The organism is Arthrobacter nitrophenolicus (genome assembly GCF_000332815.1).
In the GTDB taxonomy this organism is placed as follows: domain Bacteria; phylum Actinomycetota; class Actinomycetes; order Actinomycetales; family Micrococcaceae; genus Arthrobacter; species Arthrobacter nitrophenolicus.
In genome coordinates, this window is sequence record NZ_AOFD01000005.1 from 115,075 (window position 1) to 136,388 (window position 21,314).

Sequence of the window (21,314 nt, forward strand, 5' to 3'; positions counted from 1 at the left end):
GCGTTGTGACTCCACTCTAGAGCCCTCCCGCCGGTGCCCACAAAGCAGGTGCAATCAACCGCAATGCATCCCCGTTACTGTGCCATCGCGCGCTGGAGCACGCGTTCCAGGTGAGCCTCGTTGATCTTCCAGAAGTCGCGCTGCACCCCGTCCACCAGCACCACCGGAATCTCCTCCGCGTAGCGTTCCCGCAGTTCAGGCTGCTCGTCAACCAGCTCTTCCGTCCACTCAAGGCCCAGGGAGGCAGTAACCCGCGCAACGGCGTCGCGCGCATCTTCACAGAGGTGGCAGTTGGCTTTGGTGAGGAGGACGACGCGGGGGATGGCCATGGCTTAACCGTAGCCCCGTTCGCGGTGCCGGGCACGCCGAAGCCTTCGTCCCACTGGATTGACTAGACTCGAGTCCATGCCCGAGGAGAAGTACGTCGCCGTAGTCACCAAACCGGTTGCTGCGCCGCAGCCGGGCGAGGCGGCCTTCTTCGACGTCGACAATACGCTCATGCGCGGCGCCAGCCTGTTCCATGTGGCGCGGAAGATGCATCAGCGCGGCGCCTTCACGCTGCGGCAGGCAGCGGGGATGGCGTGGAAGCAGTTTATGTTCCTGGCGCGCGGGGAGAACATGGACGACGTCCATGCCGTCCGCGATTCGGCCCTCAATCTGGCGGTGGGCATCAGCGTCGACGACATCAAGGCATTGGGCGAAGAGGTCTATGACGAGATGATCGCCTCGCGGATCTGGCCCGGCGCAAAGGCTTTGGCTGAGCAGCACCTGCGGGTGGGCCGCCGCGTCTGGCTGGTCACCGCCACCCCCATTGAGGTGGCAACGGTCATATCCACCCGCCTGGGCCTCACCGGCGCGCTGGGCACCGTGGGGGAAATTTCGGAGGGCCTGTACACCGGCCGACTGGTGGGCGACATCCTGCACGGGTCCGCCAAGGCCGTTGCCGTCCAGGCCATCGCCGACGCCGAGGACCTGGACCTCAAGCGCTGCTGGGCCTACAGCGACTCCTACAACGACATCCCGCTGCTCTCGCTGGTGGGCCACCCCGTTGCGATCAACCCGGACGCCCGGCTCCGCCGGCATGCCCGGGACCACAACTGGCCGGTCTATGATTTCCGGGCCGGCCGCCGCGCGGCAACATTCGGACTCAAGGCAGCCACGGCCGGCGGGGCGGTCTACGGCCTGTGGAAGGGCTTCGCCCGGATCCGCGGCCCGCGCGTCTAGGTAGCAGTAACTGTCGTTTTGGGCCCTCAAAACGACAGTTACTGCCACCTGGTTGTGCTCCGGACAAAAGAAATGCCCGCCGCCTGGAAGGCGACGGGCATTTTCACGCTGTGCGAAGTATTGCTACTTCTTGTTGCGGCGCTGGTGACGGGTCTTGCGAAGCAGCTTGCGGTGCTTCTTCTTGGCCATACGCTTGCGACGCTTCTTGATTACTGAACCCACGAAAGTTCCTTACAAACTAGATGCAGTACCTGTCTGCTGGAACGGGTCCGTGGACGAAGCTACGAACTGAACAACTGACAGATTCTTACAATGACGTAAATCGTTCCTTAACAGGGTACCGCCTATCGGGGGCGGCCTTTGACAGGCCTCCTCAGGCGGTCTCGGTGTGGCCCTCCACCACGGCACCTTTGAGGTACTGTTCGACGGCGTTCTCGGGGACCCGGTAGGAGCGGCCAAAGCGCACCGCGGGCATTTCACCGGAGTGCACCAGGCGGTACACAGTCATTTTGGAGACGCGCATGACCTGGGCTACTTCAGCCACGGTGAGGAACTTCGCGTTGGAGAAGTTCTGTTCCGACATTTCCCTATTCCTTTGCTGACGGATGGACAACAGTGACCCCAGGTACATGCCAATGCGGTGTTCCGATGCTGAGCCATCCACCAACCACCTACCTAGATACTCTAGATGCTCATGTGGCCGATGTGAAAGTAGTGCGCTCCCCTATTTCACCGCCCGGCGCTTCCGGGCAGACGCTGCCAGCTGGTCCAGGACCGAGGCTGTGACGTCCCACTCCATGCAGGCGTCGGTGACGCTCTGGCCGTAGACCAGCTCGTCCCGGCCGGCCGCGTGTTCGGCAACGTCCAGGTTCTGGGCTCCGCCCACCAGGAAGCTTTCCAGCATGACGCCCGCGATGGCCTGGGCGGAGGTGCCGCCGTCCTCGAGCTGGGCACCGATTTCGAACGCCACCTCCGCCTGCCGGTGGTGGCTCTTGCCGCTGTTGGCGTGGCTGGCATCCACGATCAGCCGCGGGTTCAGCTGCTTGCCGGCCAGCTTCGCCGAGGCGGCTTCGACGTCGGCTGCGGAGTAGTTGGGGCCCTTCCGGCCGCCGCGCAGGATCACATGCGTGTCCGGGTTCCCGGCCGTGGCCACCAGCGCCGCCCGGCCTTCGCCGTCGATCCCCAGGAAGGCCTGCGCCGCCGCGGACGCACCGCAGGCATCGATGGCCACCTGGAGGTCGCCGTCGGTCCCGTTCTTGAAGCCGATGGGCATGGACAGGCCGGACGCGAGCTGGCGGTGGATCTGGCTTTCCGTGGTCCGCGCACCGATGGCGCCCCAGGAAATCAGGTCCGCCATGTATTGCGGGCTGATGGGCTCGAGGAATTCGGTGGCGGTGGGCAGCCCCAGGGCAGTGACCTGCTGCAGGAAGTGCCGGGCGGTCCGCAGGCCGGTGACCATGTCGTGGCTGCCGTCCAGCCGGGGATCGTTGATCAGGCCCTTCCAGCCCACGGTGGTGCGGGGCTTTTCGAAGTAGGTCCGCATGACGATCAGCAGGTCTTCCTTGTGCTTCTCGGCCTGGCTGACCAGCCGGCGGGCGTACTCGAGCCCGGCCTTGGGGTCGTGGATGGAGCAGGGGCCGACGATGACCAGCAGGCGGTCGTCCACGCCGTCCATGATGGCGCGGACTTCATCGCGTCCGCGTTCGACGACGTCCGCCACCCGGGCGTCCAGGGGCAGTTCTGCGATGAGTTCGGACGGGGTGGGCAGCGCAGTGAATTCGCTGACCCGCAGGTTCGAGGTGGATTTTGCGGCTGCTGCTGTTGCGGTGCTCATGTTCGGGTCCTGTTCCAGATGGGAAGCGGGCCCAGTTCAGAACCCGCCGGAGAAACGGCGAAGGGCAGAGAATAATCTCTGCCCTGTTGGCTCTGAAGGTTGTTGGATGCGTGTCAGTTAGACGCGGGCCCCTCCAGAGCCAACGAAAAATACGCATACCAACGGTTAGTCATGGGAAAGACCATAACCCCGCCGGACAGGAGTGCAAAATCGGTTGCGTCACATTCTCCGGCGGCTATCGCGATTCCTGCAGGCCGGCCACCAGTTCCGCGTGCCTTTTGTCCGTCAGCCGGTACCAGTACATTGCTGCCGCAGCTGCCAGGGTCAGGGATCCGGGCAGCAGGCCGGCGGCGGCCCGGATGGCCAGGAGGGCGGTGTCCGACTGCACCGCGGCCGCTGATGCATAGCCGCCCCAGGCCAGCGAGAAGGCCACCACTCCTCCGCCGAAGCCCATGCCCAGCTTGCGGGTTGCCGCCAGGAGCGCATAGTTGATGCCCTGCACGCGCACGCCGGTCTTCCATTCGCCGTACTCCACGGTGTCCGCGATCAGCGCCCAGGTCACGATGCCCACCGACGCCGACGACAGCATGGCCAGCACCATGCCGGCGACGGCCAGCCATGGCAGGGTGGCCGGAACCAGGAAGACCAGCACGCCGCCCAGCGCCCCGGTGCAGCCGCCCGCTGTGTAGACCGCCCTCTTGCCCCACCGCGCCACGATGCGCGGCATCACGACGGCGAGCACCAGGGTGATGGCCACCTGCGCGGCCGCCATGACCGGAAACAGGTCCACCCTGGACAGGACATCGCGGAGGTAGAAGAACTGGGCGGCACCGGTGGCGCTGGCGCCGGTGACGAACAGGACCGAGCTGATGCAGAGGACCACCAGCGGGGAGTTGGCTTTCAGCGCATCCACACTTTGGCGCAGCGTAATGGTAGGGACACTGCCGGCGATCCGTTCCCGGCAGGCGATCCCGGTGAACACGTACAGCCCTGACCCCACGGCCGCGAAAACCAGCGTCATGACCGTGAAGATCTGTTGCATGTCACCGCCGGCGCCGAGCAGCGGGGCGATGAAGAAGCCGAGGGTTGCCCCCACCGACAGCCCGCCGATGGTCCGGGCACCCGCCAGCCGGGCCCGTTCCCTCGGATCCTGGGTCATTGCCCCCACGAGGCAGCCGTAGGGCACGTTCACCAGGCTGTAGGCCAGGCACACCAGGCCGTACGTGCAGTAGGCATACAGCAGCTTCACCGAAGGATCCGCGTCAGGGACGTGGAACACGGCCGCACTGAGCAGGAGCGGGATGAAGCCGAACATCAGGTAGGGCCGGAATTTGCCCCACCGCCTGCTGTGCACGCGGTCCACGATGCGTCCGGCCGCAATGTCCGTGAAGGCGTTGAACACCCGCGCCACCACCAGCAAGGTCCCTGCCGCAGCCGCCCCGATGCCCGCGACATCCGTGTAGTAGACCAGCAGGAACATGTTTGAGGTGCTGATGATCATGCTGTTGGCGGCATCGCCGGCCCCGTAGCCCACAATGCCGAGCCTGCTGAGTTGTTTCATGTGTCCCTGTCCCTGCGGCCAGAAACCGTTTTCTCACAGCCGCAAAAAGGAACTTACCCGAAAAACGAGCGCAAAAACAGGAGCCACGAATCCGTGGCTCCTGTTTGCTGGAGGGATCGCTACAGCCTGGTGAGCTGCGGGGTGAAGACCTGGAGCGGGCTGCCGGCCGCCACCAGGGCGCGCAGTTCGGCCAGGCCGCCGGTCACAGCGCCGGCCGCCCGCGCTTGGACCAGGACGTTGCCCAGGGCAGTGGCCTCCACCGGTCCGGCCACCACTTTCCGGCCCGTCACATCGGCCGTGAGCTGGCAGAGCAACTGGTTCTGCGAGCCGCCGCCCACCACGTGCACCATCTCCACGGAACGGTCCGCGAGCTTCTCGGCGTCGCGGATGGTCCTGGCATAGCCGGTGGCGAGGCTGTCCATGATGCAGCGGGTGATGGCTGCCGGATCGTCGATCAGCACGTCGCCGGTCAGGCGGACAGCGGCCCGGATGCGCTCGGGCATGTTGTCCGGGGCGATGAAGTAGGGATCGTCCGGGTTGATCTGAGGCCCGCCCGGCGGCAGCGCCGCGGCAGCCTGGAGCAGCGCGGGAAGCTCTGGACGGAATCCTTCCGCGGCCCATGTCCGCTGGCATTCGCTGAGCAGCCAGAGGCCGCCCATGTTGCGGAGGTAGCGGATGGTGCCGTCCACGCCGCGTTCGTTGGTGAAGTTCGCCTCGCGGCTGGCTTCGGTGAGCACCGGATGCTTGAGCTCGAGGCCCACCAGGGACCAGGTGCCCGAGGAGATGTAAGCGAAATCGTCTTCCCGGGCCGGGACCGCGGCGACGGCGGACGCGGTGTCGTGCGAGCCGACCGCCACCACCTTCGTGTCTCGAGGCAGCCCGACGGCGGACGCGACGTCCGGGAGCAGTGCTCCGAACGTCTCTCCAGGCTGGATCAGCGGCGGGAAGAGGTCCCGCCGCAGGCCCAGGGCGGAGAGGAATTCCGTGGCCCACTCCCCCGCCACCGCGTCGAACAGCCCGGTGGTGGAGGCGTTGGTGGCCTCGGTCCGCCGGACCCCGGTGAGGAGGAAGGCGATCAGGTCCGGGATGAGCAGCGCCTGCAGCCCGTCCAGGTCCTTCTCGGCGGCGAGCTGGTAGATGGTGTTGAACTGCAGGAACTGCAGCCCGGTGGTGGCGTAGAGCCGGGCGGGGTCGAGTTTCCGGTGGACCGGCTCGACGGCGGCGCGGCTGCGGTCGTCGCGGTAGCTGAACGGCTGGGCCGTGAGTTCCCCGGCCGTGTTGACCAGCCCGTAGTCCACGGCCCAGGTGTCGATGCCGATGCTGGCGATTCTTTCGCCCTGCACCGCAGCGACGGTCGCCGCTGCCCGGAGCCCCTCAAGCACCTCCGCGAAGAGGGCGTCGAAGTTCCAGCGGAGGCCGCCGTCGATCTCCACCACGCCGTTGGGGAAGCGGTGGACCACCTCGAGCTGCACCCCGTCGCTGCCCACCCGGCCCAGGATGACCCGGCCGGAGGAGGCGCCGATGTCGACGGCGGCGAACACGCCGCCGTCGACCGTCGAAGCGTGCCCGTTCATCGCAGGAAGGCTGCCGCCACTCCGGCGTCCACGGGGATGTGCAGGCCGGTGGTGTGGGACAGTTCGTTGCTGGTGAGCACTGCGGCGGCGTTGGCCACGTGCTCGGGCAGGACCTCGCGCTTGAGCAGGGTGCGCTGGGCGTAGTACTCGCCCAGTTTCTCCTCGTCCACGCCATAGACCGCGGCGCGCTTGGCGCCCCAGCCGCCGGCGAAGATCCCTGAGCCGCGGACCACGCCGTCGGGGTTGATGCCGTTGACGCGGATGCCGTGCTCGCCCAGTTCGGCGGCGAGCAGGCGCACCTGGTGGGCCTGGTCTGCCTTGGTGGCGGAGTAGGCGATGTTGTTGGGACCGGCGAACACGGAGTTCTTGGAGGAGATGTAGATGATGTCCCCGCCCAGCCCCTGCGCGATCATGACCTTGGCGGCGGCCTTGGCCACCAGGAAGGAGCCCTTGGCCATGACGTTGTGCTGCAGGTCCCAGTCCTTTACGGTGGTTTCCAGCAGCGGCTTGGAAATGGACAGGCCGGCATTGTTGACCACCAGGTCCACGCCGCCGAAGGCCAGGACGGCGGCGTCGATGGCTGCCGCAACCTGGGCTTCGTCGGTCACGTCGGCCTGGACGCCGACGGCGACATCCGGGCCGCCGAGTTCCTCGGCCACCTTCTGCGCGTTCTCAAGGTTGAGGTCGGCGATGACCACGCAGGCGCCTTCCGCGGCGAGGCGGGTGGCGATGGCCTTGCCGATGCCCGACGCCGCACCTGTCACCAAAGCGATGCGGGTGGCGTGCGACTTGGGCTTGGGCATCCGGGCCAGCTTGGCTTCCTCCAGCGCCCAGTACTCGATCCGGAACTTCTCGGATTCCTCGATCGGAGCGTAGGTGGAGATGGCTTCGGCGCTGCGCATCACGTTGATGGCATTGATATAGAACTCGCCGGCCACGCGGGCGGTCTGCTTGTTCGCCCCGAAGGAGAACATGCCCACGCCGGGGACCAGCACGATGGCCGGGTCGGCGCCGCGCAGGGCCGGGCTGTCCTGGTCCGCGTGGCGGTCGTAGTAGGCCTGGTAGTCCTCGCGGTAGTCGGCGTGCAGCTCGTGCAGCCGGGCGATGGAGTCCTCGATGGAGGCGTCGGCGGGCAGGTCCAGGATCAGCGGCTTGACCTTGGTGCGCAGGAAGTGGTCCGGGCAGGAGGTGCCCAGAGCGCCCAGGCGCGGGTGCTCGGCAGCTTCGAGGAAGTCCAGGACGACGGCGTCATCGCTGAAGTGCCCCAGCTGCGGCTTGTCCGTGGAGGCCAGGCCGCGGATCACGGGTGCCAGGGCCGCGGCCTTGGCACGGCGCTCCGCCTCCGGGAGCGCCCCGTAGCCGGGCAACTTGGGCCCGAAGGGCTCGGCCTTGCCGTTCTCTTTGATGTACTTCTCGGCCTGCTCGATGATCCAGAGCGAATTCTGCTCGGCTTCCTCGCTGGTGGCGCCCCAGGCCGTGATGCCATGGCCGCCCAGGATGGTGCCGATGGCCTGCGGGTTGGCGTCCTTGATGGCTGCAATGTCCAGGCCCAGCTGGAATCCGGGGCGGCGCCAGGGCACCCACACCACCTTGTTGCCGAAGATCTTGGTGGTCAGCGCTTCGCCGTCCACCGCCGTCGCAATGGCAATGCCGGAGTCCGGGTGCAGGTGGTCCACGTGCGCGGCGTCCACCAGCCGTGCATGGCGGTATCGATTGAGGGGGCGGCGCCGCCCTTGCCGTGCAGGCAGTAATCGAAGGCCGCCACCATCTCGTCCTCGCGGTCAACACCGGGGTAGACGTTCTTCAGGGCGTTCAGCCGGTCCAGCCTCAGCACCGCGAGGTTTTCGGCCTTCAGCGTGCCCAGGTCCCCGCCGGAGCCCTTGACCCAGAGCAGCTGGACGTCCTCGCCCGTGACCGGGTCCTTCTCAGTGCCCTTGGCGGAGGTGTTGCCGCCGGCAAAGTTGGTGTTCCGCTTGTCCGCGCCCAGGCGGTTGGAGCGTGAAATCAGGTCTTCAACAGTCTTGTTCATGCTTCTTATGCGCCCCATCCGGCTTGCTGGCCGCCCACGCGGTCCTCGTTGATCTTTTTCTGGTAGCCGCTGGCCTTGAACGCGGCCAGCGGGTCCGCGGGCAGGCCGCGGGATTCACGCCACTCGGCCAGGACCGGGCGGACGTCGGTGTAGAACGCGTCGTTGAACACAGCGTTCGCTGCCAGGACATCCCCGGCGCGCTGGGCCTCCGTCAGGGCTGCGGTGTCCACCAGCAATGCACGGGCGGTCATTTCCTGGACGTTCAGCACCGAGCGGATCTGGCCAGGAATCTTCTCCTCCAGGTTGTGGCACTGGTCCAGCATCAGAGCCACACCGGAGTCCTTGCCGTAACCGCCGCCACGGATCACCTCGTGCATGATGCGGAAGAGCTGGAACGGGTCCGCGGCACCGACGATCAGGTCGTCGTCGGCGTAGAAGCGGGAGTTGAAGTCGAAGGAACCCAGCTTGCCCAGGCGCAGCAGCTGCATCACGATGAACTCGATGTTGGTGCCCGGGGCGTGGTGGCCGGTGTCCAGGCAGACGAACGCCTTCTCGCCAAGGGCCAGGGTCTGGGCGTAGGAAGTGCCCCAGTCGGGAACGTCGGTGTGGTAGAAAGCCGGCTCGAAGAACTTGTACTCCAGCACCAGGCGCTGCTCATCGCCCAGGGCTGCGTAGATTTCCTGCAGCGACTCGGCGAGACGGTCCTGGCGGCCGCGCATGTCGTCCTGGCCCGGGTAATTGGTGCCGTCCGCCAGCCAGATCTTCAGGTCCTTCGACCGGTGGCGTGCATGATCTCGATGCAGTCCAGGTGGTGCTCGATGGCCCGGCGGCGGACTGCCTCGTTGGATGAGGTCAGCGACCCGAACTTGTACTCGTCGTCCTGGAACGTATTGGAGTTGATCGTGCCCAGGCCCACGCCCAGGCCGGCCGCGTATTCCTTCAGGGCGGCGTAGTCGTCCACCTTGTCCCACGGGATGTGCAGTGCCACCGTGGGCGCCAGGCCCGTCAGCTCGTGGACCTTCGCGGCATCAGCCAGCTTCTCCTGTACGGTCCGCGGCGTGCCGGGCGTGCCGAACACCTTGAACCGCGTGCCCGAGTTTCCATAGGCCCACGAGGGGACCTCGATGGCAAGCTCCCCGAGCCTGCCCAGCGCCGTTGCTACGTCATTCATGATGGTTCTTTCCGGTGTCTTGTTCTGTGGTCTGTTGGGGTGCAGCTGTGGGGCTGCCGGTTGCGGCGGTTCAGGAAGCGGGTGTTCCTGCTGCCCCGAGCTGGCTGTCAAGGTTGAAGACTTCCTCCAGGACCTGGAACCCCTCATCGGGCGCCTGGCCGGAGTTTTCGAACAGCGTTGCCATTTCCGCCTGCCAGCGGGCGTTGATGTCGGTGAGGGCCATGCGTGCCCGGGCGGCCTCGAAGTCGTCGCACTCCACGTAGCCCACCAGGAGCCCATCCTCCCCCAGGAACAGGGAGTAGTTGTTCCAGCCCGCATCCTTCAGGGCACGGAGCATCTCCGGCCACACGGCGGCGTGGCGCCGCTTGTATTCGTCGATCAATTCCGGCTTGATCGAAGAGCGGAAGCACACCCTCATCTGGAACTCTCCTGAACTCGCACAACTTTGAATCGTTTCATTGTTACGATTCAAAGTACTCTTGATTCTGAGTAGGTGTCAAGCATTCCGGTTCGGCCATTCGTGGACCGGAAGGCAGCGCACGCGGACCACCAGCACGGAGAATCATGAACCGCTCAGCCAGCATCAAGGACGTCGCCACGCACGCCAGCGTGGCGGTAGGAACCGTCTCGAATGTGCTGAACTACCCGGACCGGGTGTCGCAGCGCACCAAGGAACGCGTACTGAAGGCCATTGACGAGCTTGGGTTCATCCGGAATGACGCCGCACGGCAGCTCCGGGCCGGCCACAGCCGCACCGTGGGCCTCATTGTCCTGGACGTCGGCAACCCCTTCTTCACCTCGGTGGTCAGGGCGGCCGAGGACGCCGCGGCCCTCCACGGCAGCGCGGTACTCCTGGGCGACAGCGGCCACGACGCCGGCCGGGAGGCCAACTACATCGACCTGTTCCAGGAGCAGCGGGTCCAGGGCCTGCTGATCTCCCCCGTGGGCGATGTGACCGAGCGGCTGGACCTGCTGCGGGAGCGCGGCGTGCCCACCGTTCTGGTGGACCGCCTCGCCGACGAGTCAAAGTTCAGTTCCGTTGCGGTGGACGACGACGCCGGCGGGTACCTGGCAGCACGGCACCTGCTGGACACCGGCCGCCGTCGCCTGGCCTTCGTGGGTGGTGCCACCTCCATCCGCCAGGTGGCCGACCGCCTGCAGGGTGCCGAGCGAGCGGTGAAGGAGGAGCCGGGCGCGACGCTTGAGGTGCTGACCTCGGAGGGCATGACCGTCCTGGCGGGCCGGAGCGTGGGCAACATGCTGATTGAACGCGGCAGGGACGCTCTGCCGGAGGGCATCTTCTGCGCGAACGACCTCCTGGCCCTGGGTGTCATGCAGTCGCTGACCATGACCCACACGTTCCGGATTCCCGAGGACGTTGCGCTGATCGGCTATGACGACATCGACTTCGCCGTCTCCGCCGTGGTTCCGCTCTCCTCCATCCGGCAGCCCACCGAGGCGCTGGGGCGTACCGCCATTGAGCTGCTGACCGAAGAGGTGGAGTCGCAGAACCCCATACACCGCTCCGTGGTGTTCACCCCGGAGCTGGTGGTGCGGCAAAGCACAGCGTCACCCGCCGCCGGGTAAGGCGCCGCACGTCCGAAGGGGCCGGGCAGCAGGAACCTTCGGAAGCGGGCATCACAAGGCGCTCAGGCCCGGGCCGCCGTCGTAAGCCGTGCGCCGTGCGGCCGCGCCGGAGAGGCGGCACCGGGGCCAAAGCCCAGGCGCGCCAGCTGCCGGGCAACTTCCCCAGCCACCAGGGAGGCGCCCTTCTGTGAAAAGTGGGTGTTGTCCGTGAGGCCGTCCGGCCAGTGGGCGTGCTCGCCCGGGCCGAAGTGGCAGAACAGGCTGATGGATGCGCCGCGGCCCAGCCCCACGTACAGGCTTCGCGTCCAGCTGTTGAGGTCGATCAGGGCGACTCCCAGATCCCGGGCAATCTCCCGGACCACCTCCGGATAGTCCTCCAGGCTTTCCTCAAGGACAGCGTCCGACGCCGGCCCGTCCAGGAAGTGCCGCCGCTCCACGGAGGTGCACAGCACCGGAGCCGCGCCCCTTTCCCGCACCTCGGACCATGGTGCGCAGGTTGGCGGCGTAGCCGGTGCGGGCCGCCAGGTGCGGCTTTTTCTGGTCGTTGTGGCCGAACTGGATGAGCACCAGGTCGCCTTCGCCGGCCTCGGCCAACAGGCTGTCCCACAATCCCTCGTCCCGGAAGGACTCGGTGCTGGCCCCGCCCTTGGCGAAGTTGTGCACGGCTGCCCAGGTGTGCGTGAGTGGCGCAAGGCGCCCTCCCCATCCGCTCATGGGGAATTCTTGCGTGGGGCAGTTGGCGACGGTTGAGTCTCCGGCGAGCAGGATTTTCATGGTGTCTTTCTGGTCTGACCCCGTTGCCCTATCAGTACTGGTTCCTATATCCCCTCTTTGGGGACCAAAAGTGATAGCGCAAGTGCGCGGTTGGTGCAGGTAATCGGTTTCTGCAGAAACTAGACCAGCCGGTGGAGGTCGGTCAATCAATATTTTGAATCGTTACATTACTGGACGCCGGCGGGAGGGATGCCGCACACTTGAAGGTGGAAAGCGCTTGCCGCAATCCCACCATCGAAAGCCAACGAGCCATGCCCTCGGGCGGAATGGAGAACCATGGGAACGCCAGCTGGCACCCGCGCGCCGGACGCATTGGAAGGAACGCCGGCCCCCGGAGTACTGCCTTCCACCGCCGCTGCCGGCGAGAACAGTGCACCCGCCCGTGTTGCCCTGGTAGGTGTCCACGGCTTTGGCACCCACCACCTCCGCAACCTTGAACGCCTCCAGGCGGCGGGCGCCGTCGACCTCGTGGCCGTGGCGGACCCGCAACCGCCGGCACCCGGTCCGTGCCGGCGTCGGCCGTTGTCTTTCCCGGGCTCAGTGAACTGCTGGCGGACACCCGGAACCTGGACGTGATCATCGTTGCAACGCCCATCCAGACCCATGCCCCGCTGGCACTCGCCGCCCTGGCCACGGAAGCCGACCTCTACCTGGAAAAGCCGCCGGTGGCCTCGCTCGCCGACTACTACACCCTCCTTGACGCCGCCGCCTCCTCGGGCAGGAGCGTCCAGATAGGGTTCCAAAGCCTCGGCTCACACGCCCTGCGTGCCATCGAAGAGTTGGTGGCGGCCGGCACGATCGGCACCCTGCAGGGCATCTCGGCCACCGGCCGCTGGGTGCGCGACAGGGCCTACTACAAGCGGTCGCGCTGGGCGGGTAAGCGCAGCATCAACGGCGTGGACGTGGTGGACGGCGTGGCCACAAATCCCCTGGCCCATGCCGTGGCAACCGCCCTGCGGATTGCCGGGGCCCGCACCACGGCGGATGTGGCGTCCGTGGAAACTGAACTGTACCGAGCCAACGACATCGAATCGGACGACACCTCGGTGATCCGGATCCGCACCGCATTCGGCCTGCCCATCACCTGCGTCCTCACCATTTGTGCCACCGAGTCCGTGGAGCCGTACGTGACGCTCCAGGGATCCGAAGGAACCGCGGTTTTCCACTACACCGAGGACCGCCTCGCCATCGAAACGGTGTCCGGGCGCACAGAGGAAACCTACGGCCGGGACGACCTCACCGAGAACCTGCTGGCGCACCGTAACCGCGGCGTTCCCCTGCTCAGCTCGGCCGTGGACAGCGGCGCCTTCATGCTGGTCCTGGAAGCCATCCGCACCGCACCGGAACCGGCCCCCATCGACGGCGCCTACGTCCGGTGGGAGGGTAACGGCGAAGCAGCCCACGCGGTAGTGACGGGCATCGAAGACGCGCTGGAACGCGCCGGCCGGCAGCATGCCACCTTCAGCGAACTCGGCCTGCCGTGGGCCGGGTCCTCCCCCACCCCATTCGCCCTTCCTGCGTCCTAATGGTTCCCTCCCGGCGGGCTAAAACCGCCGGGACCATCAGGACGCAGCCCGCCCGATAACCCCGGAGCCAGCACCGGCGGAAGGCCTGGGGTGCAGTCTTACGCCGTGCGGGAGCGCCTGGCATGAAGCCACAGCAGCAGGCCCACGACGGCGGCGGACAGCATGCCCAGCCCGCCCGTCACCACCAGACCGGCGCGCACTCCGAACTGTTCCGTCAGCCAGCCGGCGAGGAGCCCGCCCAGGGCATGCCCGCCGAGGAGCAGCGGCAGGTACAGCGCCATGACCCGGCCGCGGATGGCCGGGCCGGCCTCGAGCTGGACCGCGGTGGCGGCGCTGGTGAGGAAGAGGAGCGTCATGAGGCCCACCACCACCAGCATGGCCGTGAAGAGCAGCAGGTTGGGCATCAGGGCAGCCAGCAGCTGGGACAGCCCGAAAAGGCCGGCCGACGCCACAATGCCCTTGCGTCCCATGTTCTTCAGCCGGGCAGCGAGCAGGGCACCGGCGAGGGCACCGACGGCGCTGACGGTATTGAACAGGCCAAAGCCCTCCACGCCGTTGTGCCAGACCCGGTCCGCGAAGGCTGCCAGGACCACGGGCCCGTTCATGCCGAAGGCACCCAGGAGCCCGGCCAGCAGGATCAGGAGCAGCAGGCGCGGCCGGTCCCGGACGTAGCGGAAGCCCGCGAGCAGCTGCCCGCGGCCCCGTTGGGCGGGAGTGCCGGGATGAAGTTCCGAGGCCCGCATGCCGATGATCAGCCCCAGCACCAGCACGCCGGTCAGGGCGTTGGCAGCGAAGGCAGCGGCCGGGCCGGCCTGGGCGATGAGCACGCCGCTAAGGGCAGGTCCGGCCATGGCGCCAAGCTGCGCCAGCGCGTTGTTCAGGCCGATGGCAGGCCGGAGGGCGGCGTCGCCCACCACCTCGTTCACGAACACCTGCCGCGCGGGCTGGTCGATGGCGGCGGTGATCCCCAGCGCAACGCAGCTTGCGTATACAGCCCAGACGGTGATGGCTCCGCTGGCCACCCAGGCTGCCAGGCCCAGGGCGAGCAGCACGATCACGGACTGGCAGACCATCATGATCCGGCGCTTGGGGAAGAGGTCCACAACCAGCCCGGCGAGGGGTCCCACCACCAGCATGGGCAGGAACTGCAGGGCGACGGCGACGCCCACGGCCGCGGGGCTCGCGGTCAGCTGGAGCACCAGCCAGTCCTGGGCCAGCCGCTGCATCCAGACGCCGACGCTTCCCGCCAGCTGCATGCCCAGGAAGAGCCGGTAGTTGTGCTGCTTCAGCGGGTGGTACCAGCGGGCGGCACTTTCAGGCGGGCGGGTGGACTGTTCGGAACGCTGGCGCTCGGAAGGCACGTCGGGGACTCAACTCAATATCTGGGAAGACGGGGAAATAGTTCCGGCGCCGGCGGGAGGCCGGCGCCGGAAGGGCGTTGGAGGGGGCCGTCAGGCCCGGTGTGAGCGGAGTTTCACTGCGGCGGCGGCGAGGATCAGTGTGCCGGGAACCACGACGAACAGTGCCACCAGCATCCAGACGAAGACCACGGCGCCGAAGAGGGCCGCGGCCAGCAGGAGCGAGCCGGTCCAGTCCTGGAGGGACAGCGCTTTTCCGGTTTCCAGCGCGGAGCGCCAGGCGCCTCCCGCGTCGGTGCCCGTACCGGCAGTGTCCGACCAGGCGGCGGTGGTGCGCAGCAGCAGGATGGCACCGCAGCCGGCCAGGAGCAGCGTTGCCGGCAGGACCACTTCCCGGCCGGGCAGCTGGCCCACCCAGGCCAGCAGCAGGTTAAGGACAATCACGACGGCGGCCGCCGCGGTGAGCAGGCCGAGCTTCCAGCTGCCGGGCAGGGCAGCGCGGAAGGTGCCCCAGAGGCCGCGGACGGAATCGTCGCGGCCGGCGAGGTGCCGTTCCAGGTGGGCGATCCCCGCCGCGTAGGCGGCGGGGATGGTGACCAGCGGAAGGGACAGCGCCAGCACCAGCAGCCCTGCCAGGAGGGTCTCGGAGAACAGGGCGAACCGGTTCACCGGAATGGGCTGGTGGTGGCTGGATGCGGGGGTGGTGCTGTCCATGATGCTCATTCCTGTCTCCGTCAGCCCTTGAGGCCCTGGGTGGAAACGCCTTCAACAATGTACCGCTGGAAGATCAGGAAGAATATCAGGACCGGGAGTAGGGCCAGGACGGACATCGCGATCATGGCACCGTAGTCCGAGGACTGGGTCTGGTCCACGAAGAGCCGCAGGGCCAGCGGCAACGGGTACTTTTCCGGGGTGTTCAGGTAGAGCAGCGGCCCCAGGAAGTCGTTCCAGCTCCAGATGAAGGAGAAGATCGAGGTGGAGATCAGGGCCGGCTTCATCAGCGGGAGCATGATGGAGGTGAAGATCCGGACGTGCCCGGCGCCGTCGATCCGTGCCGCCTCGTCCAGTTCGGCGGGCAGGTTCCGCATGAACTGGACCATCAGGAAGACGAAGAACGCGTCCGCGGCCAGGAACTTGCCGATCAGCAGCGGGATGTAGGTGTCCACCAGGCCCAGCTGCTGGAAGATGATGTACTGCGGAATGATCACCACGTGGAACGGCAGCAGCAGGGTGGCGATCATCATGCCGAAGAAGATGCCGCGGCCGGGGAACTTGATCCGGGCGAATGCGTAGGCCGAGACCGATGCGGACAGGATGGTGCCCACCACGGCGCCCAGTGCCAGGACCAGGGAGTTGGTGAAGAACTGGAGGGTGGACACACCGCCGATGCCGTCCATGGCCGTGACGAAGTTGTCGAAGCTGAAGTTGCTGGACCACAGCGACGTGTTCGCGCCGCCGATCTCGGAGTTCGGCTTGAACGAGGAGGCGATCATCCACAGGCCGGGGTAGAGCACCACCGCCGTGAGGAGCAGCGCGACCGCATGGAAGGCCAGGCTCTTGGCCCGCTTCGCGCCCGCTGACTCCGATTTCGGGTTGTAGACCGGGGCGGAGGCGTCCGGGGCGGACTGCGTGGGGGTTGCCATGGTTGTCATTTTGCATCACCGCTGTAGTGGACCCAGGACTTGGACGTGCGGAAGAAGATCAGGGTAATGATGCCCACCACGATCACCAGGAGCCAGGCCATTGCCGAGGCGTAGCCCATCCGGAAGTCGCTGAAGCCGCGCAGGTACAGGTAGAGGGTGTAGAAGAGGGTGGAGCCGGCGGGGCCGCCTTCACCGTTGGAAATGATGTAGGCCGAGGCGAAGATCTGGAACGCGTGGATGGTTTCCATCAGGAGGTTGAAGAAGATCACCGGGGAGAGCATGGGCCAGGTGATGTTGAAGAACTTCCGCACCGGACCCGCGCCGTCCATCGACGCCGCTTCGTAGAGTTCGTTCGGGATCTGCTTCAGGCCGGCCAGGAAGATCACCATCGGGGCGCCGAACTGCCAGACGGTCAGGAGGATGAACATCGGCATGGTCATGGACGGGTTGCCCACCCAGCCGCCGAGGTTGATGCCGAAGAACGACAGGCCCTGGTCCACCGGACCGGAGTCGCCGAACATGGCCTTCCAGACGATGGCGATGGACACGGACGCGCCGATCAGGGAGGGTGCGTAGAACGCGGAACGGTAGAAGCCCTGGCCGCGGCGCTTGCTGTTCAGCAGCATGGCCACCGCCAGCGCGGCCGCGAGCTTCAGCGGGGTACCGAAGACCACGTAACCCACGGTCACGCCCACCGACTGCAGGAACCGTTCGTCCTGGAACAGGGTGGTGTAGTTGTCCAGGCCGATCCACTTGGGCGGCTCGAACAGGTTGTAGTTGGTGAAGGACAGGTACAACGAGGAGATCATCGGCCCAACGGTGAGGGCAATGAACCCCAGCAGCCAGGGCAGCAGGAAGGTGTAGCCGGCGCGGGCGTCCGCCCCGCGCTGCTTCGACTTGCGAAGCTGCGCGGGGGCGGACGTCGTCGAACGCCTGCTCAGGGTTGGGCTTTGAGTCACGAGTTCAATCCGTCAGTCATGAAGCGAGAATCAGGCGGGTGCCTGGATCAGGCGTTCTGCTTGATAAGGTCTTCGGCTTCCTTGAACCAGGCGTCGGTGGCCCCGTTGATGTCCAGCTTGCCGTAGTTCAGGTCGGAGGCGATGCGCTTGAAGGAGGCTTCAAGCGTGCCGAAGCCGACGATGGGCGGCTCGGGAGCGTCCTTGAGGTACTTCTCGATGGACTTTTCGTAATCGACAACCAGCTTATCGGTGCCCTCGAAGGTGGTGCCGTCGCGCTGGGTCTTGGATGCGGGCACGCCGCGGGAGGTTTTGAAGATCTGGCCGACCTCGGGGTCGTTGACCATGAAGTCGATGAAGCGGGCAGCGGCGTCCTTGAACTTGGTCTTGGCGCTGGCCACCATCAGCATGGAGGGCTTGAGGAACAGGCCCAGGTTGTCCGGGTCGTCGGAGGGGACCGGGGCAAGCTTGAGCTCCTTGGCGCCGCTGTCCGCGAGGTAGCCTGCCATGAAGTTGTCCCAGGTGACCTCTGTGGCGGTGACGTTGGAGCCGAACGGCGACTTCGGTGCCAGCTGGGTGACGCGCTCTTCCGAAACGATGGCGCCGGTGCCGCGAAGGTCGGCGGTGAGGTTCCACCATTTCTTTAGGTCGTCCTTGGTGAAGCCGAGCTTGCCGTCTTCGGTGAAGGCCTGGATGTTGTTCTGGCGCAGCCAGATGTTGAACATCCACCAGACGCCGGTGTAGTCGGTGCCGCCGAAGATCGCACCGTTGCTCTTGGTGCCCACTTCAGTGAGGAACTCGTTGAACTCCTTGTAGGTCCAGCTGCCGTCCGGCTCGGCGATGCCCAGGGAGGCGAGCTTGGCGGGGTCGTAGTAGACGGCGAAGGCATTGGTGCTGGTGGGGATGCCGTAGGTCTTGCCCTTGATCTGGCCCGAGGGCAGGAGGGACTTCTCGAAGGCGTCCGTGTTGATGTTGACGGTGCTCAGGTCAAGGAGCTGGTTGCGCTGGCCGTAGTCGCGCAGGTAGGACAGGTCCCACTGCATGACGTCCGGCAGGCCGCCGCCGGCAGCTTCGGTGGCGCGCTTCTGCCAGTAGCCGGCGAAGTCGGTGAAGTTGCCGTTAACCTTGATGTCCGGGTTCTTCTCCTCGAACAGGGCGATGGCCTTGCGGGTGCGCTCGGCGCGGTCATCGTTGCCCCACCAGGTGTAGTTGATGGTGACGGGGTTTTCGGCGGAACCGGTCTGTCCCGAGGTGCTGGACCCGGTACCGCACGCGGCCAGAACGCCGGCAGATGCAGTGCCGACTGCGACGGTGGTGAGGAAATGCCTTCTGTTGATCACGGGAGCCTCCTTGCTCAATGTGTGCAATCCCTGATCTCATCTACAACGTGAGTAGTGAGCTGGCTTACACGGCTTCTGAAACGATACAATATAGCCATTCCCGAGTTTGGGCAAGCGTTTTCCAAACATCTGATGTTCCTCCCGGTTCCATCCCCGCAGCAGACATAGGAGTCCCATGACAATCCCGGCTATTTCCAGCCCGGCCAGCGTTTGGAACAACATCGAAGGCATCGCCTTCGGCGGCGACTACAACCCGGAGCAGTGGCCCGTCAGCGTCCGGCTGGAGGATCTGGAACTGATGCAGGAAGCCGGCGTGAATTTCCTCAGCGTCGGGATTTTCTCCTGGGCACTGCTGGAGCCTGTTGAAGGACAGTACGATTTCGGCTGGCTCGACGAGGTGCTGGACAACCTCGCCGGCATCGGGGTCAAGGTGGCCCTGGCCACCGCCACCGCTGCACCGCCCGCGTGGCTGGTCCGCAAGCATCCGGAGATCCTGCCGGTCACGGCTGACGGAACGGTGCTGGGACCGGGCTCGCGGCGGCACTACACGCCGTCGTCGGCCGTTTACCGCCGCTACGCCAAGGGCATCACCCTGGCGCTGGCAGAGCGGTACAAAGACCACCCGGCACTGGCACTCTGGCACGTGGACAACGAGCTGGGCTGCCACGTCTCCGAGTTCCACGGCGAGGAGGACGCGGCAGCATTCCGCGGCTGGCTGGAGCGCCGTTACGGCAGCATCGAGGCGCTGAACGCGGCGTGGGGCACGGCATTCTGGAGCCAGAACTACGCATCGTTTGAGGAGATCCTGCCTCCCGGCGTCGCACCCAGCACACTGAACCCCGGCCAGCAGCTGGACTTCCAGCGGTTCAACTCCTGGGCCCTGATGGACTACTACCGCGGCCTCATGGCCGTCCTGCGCGACGTCACCCCCCACGTTCCGTGCACCACCAACCTGATGGCTTCGAGCGCCACCAAGGCCATGGACTACTTTGACTGGGCCAAGGACCTGGACGTCATTGCCAACGACCACTACCTGGTGGCCGCGGATCCGGAACGCCACGTCGAACTCGCGTTCAGCGCGGACCTCACCCGTGGAATCGCAGGCGGCGACCCGTGGATCCTGATGGAACATTCGACGTCGGCCGTCAACTGGCAGCCGCGCAACCAGCCGAAGATGCCCGGCGAAATGCTGCGCAACTCCCTCGCCCACGTGGCCCGCGGCGCGGATGCCGTGATGTTCTTCCAGTGGCGGCAGAGCTTCGCCGGATCGGAGAAGTTCCACTCCGCCATGGTGCCGCACGGCGGGCGGGACACGCGCGTCTGGCGCGAGGTGGTGGACCTGGGCGCCGCCCTCAAGCTCCTTGAGCCGGTCCGCGGTTCACGGGTGGAGTCCCGGGCCGCCATTGTCTTCGACTACGAGGCCTGGTGGGCCAGCGAGATCGATTCGAAGCCCAGCATCGACGTCCGGTACCTGGACCTGCTGCGCGCCTTCCACCGCTCGCTGTACCTGCGGGGCGTCGCTGTTGACATGGCGCACCCATCGGCGCCTCTGGAGGATTACGACCTGGTGCTCGTCTGCACGCTGTACTCGGTGACCGATGAGGCCGCCGCCAATATAGCCGCGGCGGCTGAGTCCGGTGCCACGGTTTTGGTCAGCTACTTCAGCGGGATCGTGGACGAGAAGGACCACGTGCGGCTGGGCGGCTACCCGAGCGCCTTCCGGGAACTGTTGGGAGTGCGGGTGGAGGAGTTCCATCCCCTGCTCGAGGGTTCCCGGCTCAAGCTGAGCGACGGGTCCGTCTCCTTAGTGTGGAGCGAGCACGTGCACGCGGTGGACGCCGAAACGATCCAGACCTTTACCGAATACCCCCTGGAGGGCGTCCCGTCCCTGACCCGGCGGGCGGTGGGCAGGGGCGCTGCCTGGTACCTGGCAACCTTCCCCGACCCGGACGGCATCGAGGCTGTGGTGGACCGGCTCCTTGCCGATTCGGGCGTCGCACCCGCCGCCGTGGCCGACCCCGGCGTTGAAGTGGTGCGGCGCCGCGCTGCCGGTGGCGGGAGCTTCCTGTTCGCCATCAACCACACCCGCTCCGGCGCGTCTGTGCAGGCTTCGGGAAGGGACCTGCTGACAGGTGACGCCTTCTCGGGAATTGTGCCTGCCGGCGGAGTGGCTGTGATCGCCGAGGAGGCCTAAGGCTTCTTCTACCGGTCCGGCAGACCGCGACGGCGGCGCCTATCTGGCGCCGTCGTCGCACCATATCCAGGGGTACTTCCCGGTTTCCACATAGCAAGCTGGCGCCTCTCTTTTGTCACACCCTGCTGGAAGACTTTGTTCATGGAAGCGGTTGGAGCGTTGGCAGGGATGTGGTCGGGGCGCGGTGGTGTCCCGACGATCGCCGATGCCTTGGCGGTTCTGGCTGCTGTGCCTGTCGCCCCTGAGGGGCCGGGGATGATTGACCAGTTGCGGCAGCTGGAGGATGTGAAGTCCCTGGCCGCTGCCCGGCAGGCCGAGATCACTGTCGCCTTTGATGGGTTCCAGCGGCGGGTCCAGGCCGCGGCCGGTGTCCCGGCCGAGGAGCAGGGCGCCGGGGTGGCTGCCCAGATTGCGCTGGCGCGGCGGGAATCCCCCGCCAAGGGCGGACGGCTTTTGGGTACGGCGAAAGCCTTGACGGGGATGCCGCGGACGTTCGCCGCGTTCCGGTCCGGGCAGCTGAACGAGTGGCGCACCACTTTGGTC

The 21,314-nt window shown here is 66.4% G+C and carries 18 protein-coding genes and 3 pseudogenes; 5 read left to right on the forward strand and 16 right to left on the reverse strand.

Translation table 11 applies throughout. The features are described 5' to 3' along the window. Positions 1-74: 74 nt before the first annotated feature. Positions 75-329, reverse strand: a complete 255-nt coding sequence (locus tag G205_RS03045; RefSeq protein ID WP_009356679.1) for a glutaredoxin family protein — start codon at positions 327-329, stop codon at positions 75-77. Between the two features lie 76 nt (positions 330-405). Between G205_RS03045 and G205_RS03050 the strand changes: the two genes are divergently transcribed. Next, positions 406-1,224, forward strand: coding sequence for an HAD family hydrolase (locus G205_RS03050; RefSeq protein WP_009356680.1), 819 nt, complete (start codon positions 406-408; stop codon positions 1,222-1,224). Between the two features lie 123 nt (positions 1,225-1,347). Here G205_RS03050 and G205_RS20900 read toward each other — a convergent pair whose 3' ends face one another. The 8 genes and pseudogenes from G205_RS20900 to G205_RS03085 all read right to left on the reverse strand — a co-directional run bounded on the left by G205_RS20900 (position 1,348) and on the right by G205_RS03085 (position 9,811). Continuing rightward, a complete protein-coding gene (locus G205_RS20900; RefSeq protein ID WP_003792170.1) occupies positions 1,348-1,446 on the reverse strand; it encodes a 30S ribosomal protein bS22 in 99 nt (32 codons plus the stop codon). A gap of 151 nt (positions 1,447-1,597) precedes the next feature. Then, positions 1,598-1,807, reverse strand: a complete 210-nt coding sequence (locus G205_RS03055) for a helix-turn-helix domain-containing protein (protein WP_009356681.1) — start codon at positions 1,805-1,807, stop codon at positions 1,598-1,600. A gap of 141 nt (positions 1,808-1,948) precedes the next feature. After that, positions 1,949-3,058: a 3-deoxy-7-phosphoheptulonate synthase gene (locus G205_RS03060; RefSeq protein ID WP_009356682.1), complete on the reverse strand. Its 1,110-nt coding sequence runs from the start codon at positions 3,056-3,058 to the stop codon at positions 1,949-1,951. 235 nt (positions 3,059-3,293) lie between these two features. Further along, entirely contained in the window at positions 3,294-4,619 is a 1,326-nt protein-coding gene (locus G205_RS03065) for a glycoside-pentoside-hexuronide (GPH):cation symporter (RefSeq protein WP_009356683.1), read from the reverse strand. A 119-nt stretch (positions 4,620-4,738) separates the two neighbouring features. After that, positions 4,739-6,193: a rhamnulokinase gene (locus G205_RS03070; RefSeq protein WP_009356684.1), complete on the reverse strand. Its 1,455-nt coding sequence runs from the start codon at positions 6,191-6,193 to the stop codon at positions 4,739-4,741. Beyond that, positions 6,190-8,240, reverse strand: a pseudogene (locus tag G205_RS03075) (bifunctional aldolase/short-chain dehydrogenase). The gene G205_RS03070 and the pseudogene G205_RS03075 overlap by 4 nt, the downstream one beginning before the upstream one ends. After that, positions 8,228-9,393: pseudogene (rhaI, locus tag G205_RS03080) on the reverse strand (L-rhamnose isomerase). The pseudogenes G205_RS03075 and rhaI overlap by 13 nt, the downstream one beginning before the upstream one ends. A 70-nt stretch (positions 9,394-9,463) precedes the next feature. Further along, positions 9,464-9,811, reverse strand: coding sequence for an L-rhamnose mutarotase (locus G205_RS03085; RefSeq protein WP_009356685.1), 348 nt, complete (start codon positions 9,809-9,811; stop codon positions 9,464-9,466). A 146-nt stretch (positions 9,812-9,957) separates the two neighbouring features. Here G205_RS03085 and G205_RS03090 point away from each other — a divergent pair, with 146 nt between their 5' ends. After that, entirely contained in the window at positions 9,958-10,980 is a 1,023-nt protein-coding gene (locus G205_RS03090; protein WP_009356686.1) for a LacI family DNA-binding transcriptional regulator, read from the forward strand. 62 nt (positions 10,981-11,042) lie between these two features. Here the strand turns inward: G205_RS03090 and G205_RS23930 are convergent, their stop codons facing one another. Continuing rightward, positions 11,043-11,432 carry an SGNH/GDSL hydrolase family protein gene (locus tag G205_RS23930; RefSeq protein ID WP_407710011.1) on the reverse strand — a complete coding sequence of 130 codons (390 nt, stop codon included), beginning with the start codon at positions 11,430-11,432 and terminating at the stop codon, positions 11,043-11,045. Beyond that, entirely contained in the window at positions 11,368-11,754 is a 387-nt protein-coding gene (locus G205_RS23935; protein WP_407710012.1) for a GDSL-type esterase/lipase family protein, read from the reverse strand. The genes G205_RS23930 and G205_RS23935 overlap by 65 nt, the downstream gene beginning before the upstream one ends. 506 nt (positions 11,755-12,260) lie before the next feature. On the opposite strand from G205_RS23935, the gene G205_RS03100 reads away from it, so the two are divergent. After that, complete coding sequence (locus G205_RS03100) at positions 12,261-13,280, forward strand: Gfo/Idh/MocA family protein (RefSeq protein WP_009356687.1); 1,020 nt, start codon at positions 12,261-12,263, stop codon at positions 13,278-13,280. A 98-nt stretch (positions 13,281-13,378) separates the two neighbouring features. Here G205_RS03100 and G205_RS03105 read toward each other — a convergent pair whose 3' ends face one another. The 5 genes from G205_RS03105 to G205_RS03125 form a co-directional block, all read right to left on the reverse strand. Further along, positions 13,379-14,641 (reverse strand): MFS transporter, encoded by a 1,263-nt coding sequence (locus G205_RS03105; protein WP_009356688.1) that lies wholly within the window; start codon positions 14,639-14,641, stop codon positions 13,379-13,381. A 90-nt stretch (positions 14,642-14,731) separates the two neighbouring features. After that, positions 14,732-15,361 (reverse strand): hypothetical protein, encoded by a 630-nt coding sequence (locus G205_RS03110; RefSeq protein WP_009356689.1) that lies wholly within the window; start codon positions 15,359-15,361, stop codon positions 14,732-14,734. 11 nt (positions 15,362-15,372) lie between these two features. Then, positions 15,373-16,290, reverse strand: coding sequence for a carbohydrate ABC transporter permease (locus tag G205_RS03115; protein WP_009356690.1), 918 nt, complete (start codon positions 16,288-16,290; stop codon positions 15,373-15,375). Then, positions 16,287-17,240, reverse strand: a complete 954-nt coding sequence (locus tag G205_RS03120; protein WP_009356691.1) for a carbohydrate ABC transporter permease — start codon at positions 17,238-17,240, stop codon at positions 16,287-16,289. Before G205_RS03120 ends, G205_RS03115 begins: the two co-directional genes overlap by 4 nt. 47 nt (positions 17,241-17,287) lie before the next feature. Continuing rightward, a complete protein-coding gene (locus tag G205_RS03125) occupies positions 17,288-18,577 on the reverse strand; it encodes an ABC transporter substrate-binding protein (protein WP_009356692.1) in 1,290 nt (429 codons plus the stop codon). 175 nt (positions 18,578-18,752) lie between these two features. Here G205_RS03125 and G205_RS03130 point away from each other — a divergent pair, with 175 nt between their 5' ends. Continuing rightward, on the forward strand, positions 18,753-20,771 hold the full coding sequence (locus G205_RS03130; RefSeq protein WP_009356693.1) for a beta-galactosidase: 2,019 nt from the start codon (positions 18,753-18,755) through the stop codon (positions 20,769-20,771). A gap of 255 nt (positions 20,772-21,026) precedes the next feature. After that, positions 21,027-21,314, forward strand: a pseudogene (locus tag G205_RS03135) (HNH endonuclease); the annotation flags it as partial.

Excerpts from the sequence above, each read along its gene's own strand:
- G205_RS23935 (WP_407710012.1), bottom strand. The coding sequence starts at position 11,754 with ATGAAAATCCTGCTCGCCGGAGACTCAACCGTCGCCAACTGCCCCACG.
- G205_RS03130 (WP_009356693.1), top strand. The coding sequence starts at position 18,753 with ATGACAATCCCGGCTATTTCCAGCCCGGCCAGCGTTTGGAACAACATC.
- G205_RS03065 (WP_009356683.1), bottom strand. The coding sequence starts at position 4,619 with ATGAAACAACTCAGCAGGCTCGGCATTGTGGGCTACGGGGCCGGCGAT.
- G205_RS03110 (WP_009356689.1), bottom strand. The coding sequence starts at position 15,361 with ATGAGCATCATGGACAGCACCACCCCCGCATCCAGCCACCACCAGCCC.
- G205_RS03090 (WP_009356686.1), top strand. The coding sequence starts at position 9,958 with ATGAACCGCTCAGCCAGCATCAAGGACGTCGCCACGCACGCCAGCGTG.
- G205_RS03085 (WP_009356685.1), bottom strand. The coding sequence starts at position 9,811 with ATGAGGGTGTGCTTCCGCTCTTCGATCAAGCCGGAATTGATCGACGAA.
- G205_RS03045 (WP_009356679.1), bottom strand. The coding sequence starts at position 329 with ATGGCCATCCCCCGCGTCGTCCTCCTCACCAAAGCCAACTGCCACCTC.
- G205_RS03060 (WP_009356682.1), bottom strand. The coding sequence starts at position 3,058 with ATGAGCACCGCAACAGCAGCAGCCGCAAAATCCACCTCGAACCTGCGG.
- G205_RS03115 (WP_009356690.1), bottom strand. The coding sequence starts at position 16,290 with ATGACAACCATGGCAACCCCCACGCAGTCCGCCCCGGACGCCTCCGCC.
- G205_RS03050 (WP_009356680.1), top strand. The coding sequence starts at position 406 with ATGCCCGAGGAGAAGTACGTCGCCGTAGTCACCAAACCGGTTGCTGCG.
- G205_RS03055 (WP_009356681.1), bottom strand. The coding sequence starts at position 1,807 with ATGTCGGAACAGAACTTCTCCAACGCGAAGTTCCTCACCGTGGCTGAA.
- G205_RS03070 (WP_009356684.1), bottom strand. The coding sequence starts at position 6,193 with ATGAACGGGCACGCTTCGACGGTCGACGGCGGCGTGTTCGCCGCCGTC.